The organism is bacterium (genome assembly GCA_023135785.1).
Lineage (GTDB): Bacteria > CAIJMQ01 > CAIJMQ01 > CAIJMQ01 > CAIJMQ01 > CAZNJA01.
Genome location: JAGLSL010000077.1, coordinates 1 through 4,201, shown reverse-complemented (window position 1 = coordinate 4,201; position 4,201 = coordinate 1). Strand labels below are relative to the sequence as shown.

Genomic DNA, 4,201 nt, shown 5'->3' with positions numbered 1-4,201 from the left:
CAATAGAATCCAATTGCAAAAAAAGCTAATTGTATCTCTACAAGACAGTGTTTCATCCTTACAGAACACAGTCAATTCTTCGACAGAGACCATCAATCTGGCAAGAGATGAAATCAGTTTTCTAAGAACGCTTGCTGCTCAGCTTAAAAAAGAAGTAGCCAAAGCAATAGCAGAAAAAGAAAAAGCCGAAAAGGAATTGATAGAAGCGAAAAATAGAAATGAAAAATTAAATGCCGAGTTAAAAGCGGAAAAGGCAAGAAACGCCATATTAACCGAACAGTTAAAAACACAGCAACCACAAGGTATGGGTACAACAATACCAGAAGGAGCATCTTTGGAGGTCATGGTATCAAAATTGGCGCAGAAACTTAAAGAAACCGAAAACAAACTTTCAATCTCAGAAAATAGGCTTGATACACTTGAATCTCTAGGGATACTGCTGGAAAGGGAATCCATAGTACAATCAGGAGAAGGAACCCCTCAAGTTGTAAAAGAAATTGAAGGCAAAATCATAGACATTGAACCAAATGGTATCGTATCTGTTAACTTCAAAGGTAGCCTTAAACCTCAAAAAGGAACCACTTTCTATGTAATAGATTCTAATCATGTAAAAGCAAAGTTAGTTCTTAAGGATATCTACAATACTCTCATGGTTGCCCAAATGGATATCGAAAATCTTGATTACAATATCAAGAGCGGAGACAAAATAAAATTAATTCTTTGGACTGAGAAATAACTCCGATATAAATCAAAATAGGAGGAACGATGAAAGAAGAGCTTTTAACAGAAGAGGAAACGCTAAAGCTTCTAAAAATAAATAAAGTTCAGTTAGAAAATTATGTAAAAGAAAATAAGTTGTCACCCTTATATCAAGAAAGCGTAAGAAAATTTAAATTAAACGAGATTTCTAAAATAACTGTAGAACCATCGGCAACACCACCTGTGACGCCTATAAAAGAAGAACCATCATTCATCAAGACACAAAAAGAAGGCTCAACCAGAGTAATTGAACCTCCAAAAGAAGTAACTAAAATAGGCATAACTAGAACAGGTTCAAAGGGCTCTACTTTTGAAGTCGAACAAGGAGCGGAACAATTCTTACAACTTAAAAAAACATCTCCGCATGATCAAGGAAATTTGACTGCGATTTTGTTAATTGTAGCTTTTATAATTTCTGCTTTCTCTATCTTTACGCTCACTTTCACACTGCAAGGGAAGGAATTGCCACAGATAAATAAAGTCATGAGCAGTCTAGGAGCAATTTTACCAATAGATAAAGAAGAAACCGAAAAAATTGAAGGCCAAACAAATTCGCTTATTCGTTCTGCCCAACAAGCTAAAACAAAAGCAGAGACCTTGATAAAAGAAATCGAAGAATTCATAAATATAAAAATTTAATCTCCATAAAAATTGAATTTTCTTATTCTTAATTGAAATGTCCGCCTAATGAAAAAATTCTTGAAAGGGCTAAAATTTGCTCTTATTGAAGGTTATATCTGCTTATATCGTTTTACTTGGCTCGGTTGTTTTTCATGAGTATTTCCACGCATGGATGGGACAAAAATTAGGAGATAATAGCCCTCCTCTACTTGCTCGATTGACTTTGGATCCAAGACCTCATATTGATGTCTTCGGTACATTAGTGCTACCTCTCATTGCATTAATAAGCCAAAGCCCTTTTTTAATTGGATGGGCAAAACCTGTTCCTATAAATCCATACAATCTAAAAAATCCCAAAAAGGACATGATTTTAATTGGGATATCAGGTCCTTTAACCAATTTTATCCTTGCATTTTGTTTTACTATTTTATTTAAAACAGGACTACTACCTCCACATTCTTTAGCGGAATCCTTCGTGGCATTTGCCATACTTTTAAATTTAATACTCGGGATATTTAATCTTATTCCATTGTCACCGTTAGACGGTTCCCATATATTAGCCGGACTTTTATCAGATGAAGCCGAAAGACAATATATGAAAATCCAACCTTTTGCAATATACATTCTCCTCTTTATGTTTTTAACTGGTATGCTACGATTTATTATATTACCTGTTGTTTACATTTGGACAAACTTGTTCAATATTAATTTCATTACCCCTGCACTTAGTTTGCTCGGCAGATAAATATGACATACAGTGTAAAATTGGAATCTTTTGCAGGGCCCCTTGACCTGCTTCTGCATTTAGTAAGAAAAAACGAATTGGATATTTTCAAGATACCGATTGCGCAGATAACAGATGAATATTTAAAATATATAGAATTGGTCAAAGAACTCAATCTGGACATAGCAGGAGAATTCATAGTATACGCTGCCACGCTCATGTATCTTAAATCAAGAAATCTTTTACCCGTCGAGCAAAAAACCGAAGAAGAAATATTGGATGAAGAAAGACAACTTCAGGAATTAAAAGAAAAACTAGCTGAATATGAAAGATTTAAAGATTTGGCGCAACAATTAGAACAACGTCAACACAACGAGAAACAACTGTTTGCAAGGCAACCACTTCTCCCGTTAGAAGAAACCGCTCAAATGCCTGCCCGCTTCTTGAACCAAGCGGGCGAGGACGCAACCTTATTCGATCTCCTTGATGCCTTTTCCATAATATTAAAAGAAGCGGAACAAAAACAAATTCTTGAAATCGAAGAAGAAAATATAACGGTAAATGATAAAATAATATTAATTCAAAGCGTCTTGAAAAAAAATAAAAAAATAACATTCTCCTCTTTGTTTGCCAAAGCAAAGAGCAGACAAGAAATGGTGGTAACTTTTATGGCTCTATTGGAATTGATAAGACTAAAAGAAATAATAATAAAACAAAGTTCCCATTTTGGCGAAATTTGGTTATACTCCAACTTGCAAATATCATCAAAAACAGGGAATAAAACTTAAGTCATGGAAAATCCAAAAGTAAAAACAATAATAGAAGCATTGGTTTTCTGTTCTTCGTCTGTCCTAAAACCTGAGAGAATCAAAGAAATAGTAAAAGTCCCCGGCAAAGAAATTGCGCAGGCGATAGAAGAGTTAAATCAAGATTATGAAAAATCAGAAAGAAGTTTTCGTATCAGAAAAATAGCCGGAGGATATCAATTCTATGCTCTAAGTGAATTCTCTTCATATCTAAAAGAATTAGTCAAAACAAAGCCTATTGTCCTCTCATCGCCTTCTCTTGAAACTTTAGCCATGATAGCTTATCGCCAACCTATAACCAGATCCGAAATCGAAAACATGAGAGGAGTAGATTCTACGGGGGTTATAAGAAATTTACTGGGGAAAAACCTTGTAAAGATTGTAGGCAAAAAAGATGTCATAGGCAAACCTCTTTTATACGGGACAACACTTTTCTTTTTGAAACATTTCGGGTTGAATTCTGTTTCAGAGTTGCCTAAAATAGAGCAGTTAAGCGATAATCCTTTAAAATTGGGAAAATAGGGAAAATAAAATGGATATAGAAAAATTACGCAAGGAAATTAATAAAATAGACGACCAAATCCTAAAATCGTTAAACAAAAGGGCTAATATATCTATAGGGATAGGAAAAAATAAGAAAAAGCAGGGAATAATACCATATATACCTGCAAGAGAAAGAGACGTTATAAACTCATTAATACGGAAAAATAAGGGGCCTTTAAGCACAGAAGATATTAAAAATATATACCGTGAAATTATGTCAGTTTCAGTAAGTTTACAAAAGAAATTGACAATTGCTTATCTTGGACCTAAAGCAACTTATACCCACGAAGCAGCTACAAAAAAATTCGGTTCGTCTATAGAATATAAACCTTTTGTAAATGCAAGAGATATCTTCTCTGCGGTCGAAAGAGATAATGCTGAATTTGGAGTTGTACCGGTAGAAAATTCTACCGAAGGAGTAGAAACACACACTCTTGATATGTTCATTGAATCCGACTTAAAGATATGCGATGAAGTTCTTCTGCCTATCTCGCATTTTCTTCTATCAAAATCAAGAAAGGAAAAAATAAAGAAAATATATTCCAAAGACCAAGCATTGGCTCAGTGCGGAATATGGTTACAAAAAAATCTGCCTTCAGTCCAATTAATAGAAGTCTATTCTACTGCACACGCAGCAACATTAGCGGTAAAAGAGAAAACATCTGCAGCAATTGCTTCACAGCTCGCATCACGTCTATATAAATTGCCAATTGTAGGTAAGCATATAGAAGACATGTCAGTAAACATT

The 4,201-nt window shown here is 34.4% G+C and carries 6 protein-coding genes; all 6 read left to right on the top strand.

Annotated elements, in window-relative coordinates:
• On the top strand, positions 1 to 736 hold a 736-nt coding region (locus KAS42_05815; protein ID MCK4905733.1), incomplete at its 5' end, for a hypothetical protein.
• 29 nt (positions 737 to 765) lie between these two features.
• A complete protein-coding gene (locus KAS42_05810; GenBank protein ID MCK4905732.1) occupies positions 766 to 1,398 on the top strand; it encodes a hypothetical protein in 633 nt (210 codons plus the stop codon).
• Between the two features lie 76 nt (positions 1,399 to 1,474).
• Entirely contained in the window at positions 1,475 to 2,125 is a 651-nt protein-coding gene (locus KAS42_05805; GenBank protein ID MCK4905731.1) for a site-2 protease family protein, read from the top strand.
• 2 nt (positions 2,126 to 2,127) lie between these two features.
• On the top strand, positions 2,128 to 2,892 hold the full coding sequence (locus KAS42_05800; GenBank protein ID MCK4905730.1) for a segregation/condensation protein A: 765 nt from the start codon (positions 2,128 to 2,130) through the stop codon (positions 2,890 to 2,892).
• A gap of 3 nt (positions 2,893 to 2,895) precedes the next feature.
• A complete protein-coding gene (scpB, locus tag KAS42_05795) occupies positions 2,896 to 3,432 on the top strand; it encodes an SMC-Scp complex subunit ScpB (protein ID MCK4905729.1) in 537 nt (178 codons plus the stop codon).
• Between the two features lie 10 nt (positions 3,433 to 3,442).
• A partial coding sequence (locus KAS42_05790) for a chorismate mutase (GenBank protein MCK4905728.1) occupies positions 3,443 to 4,201 on the top strand: 759 nt, incomplete at its 3' end.

What these genes read in the sequence shown, in the direction of transcription:
- KAS42_05810 (MCK4905732.1), top strand. Translation starts at nt 766, where the DNA reads ATGAAAGAAGAGCTTTTAACAGAAGAGGAAACGCTAAAGCTTCTAAAA.
- KAS42_05800 (MCK4905730.1), top strand. Translation starts at nt 2,128, where the DNA reads ATGACATACAGTGTAAAATTGGAATCTTTTGCAGGGCCCCTTGACCTG.
- scpB (MCK4905729.1), top strand. Translation starts at nt 2,896, where the DNA reads ATGGAAAATCCAAAAGTAAAAACAATAATAGAAGCATTGGTTTTCTGT.